General features: G+C 51.0%; 1 protein-coding gene. It reads left to right on the top strand.

Annotated features, from left to right (window positions below):
- Nucleotides 1–4: 4 nt before the first annotated feature.
- The coding region (locus PSSD_RS27905) for an IS3 family transposase (RefSeq protein WP_167347716.1) at nt 5–610 on the top strand (606 nt) is incomplete at its 3' end.

Raw genomic sequence — 610 nt, 5'->3', positions numbered from 1 at the left:
TTGAATCTACAGCGGCTTTGCTGATGTCGGACTCCACAAAATCCTGACGTTCATCACTGCGTTAAGCGGGCCATACAGCATAAAAGAACTCTGCGCGGTACTGGGAGTCCACCGCAGTCAGTATTATTACCATAAGAAACAGCAGCAGAAAGACACTGCTGAGCGCGATGCTCTGCGCCAGAGGACAACCGAACTTCATCAGATGAGCCGCGGCTCTGCCGGAGCCCGCACGTTGTCATTAATGCTGAAGAAGGAAGGGCTGTCCGTAGGACGATATAAAGCCAGCAAGCTGATGAAAGAAGCTGGACTGATAAGCCAGCAGCCTTCCCGGCACCGTTATCGCGTGTGTGAACAGGTATCAACGATAGCACCCAATATTCTGGCCCGACGCTTCAACGTGACAAAACCGAACAAGATCTGGTGTGGGGATATAACCTTTCTTAAAACGAACAAAGGATGGTTTTACCTTGCGGTTGTGCTTGATCTATATGCCCGTAAGGTTGTTGGCTGGTCATTTTCAACAATAGCAGATAGTCAGTTGACTCAGGATGCGCTGACAATGGCCTGGAACAGCCGAGGGCGCCCATCGGGGGTGCTGTTCCACTCAGAT

Source organism: Type-D symbiont of Plautia stali (assembly GCF_001485335.1).
Lineage (GTDB): Bacteria > Pseudomonadota > Gammaproteobacteria > Enterobacterales > Enterobacteriaceae > Pantoea > Pantoea vagans_C.
The sequence above is the reverse complement of the archived record's forward strand: the minus strand, read 5'-3'. Positions and strand labels throughout refer to the sequence as shown.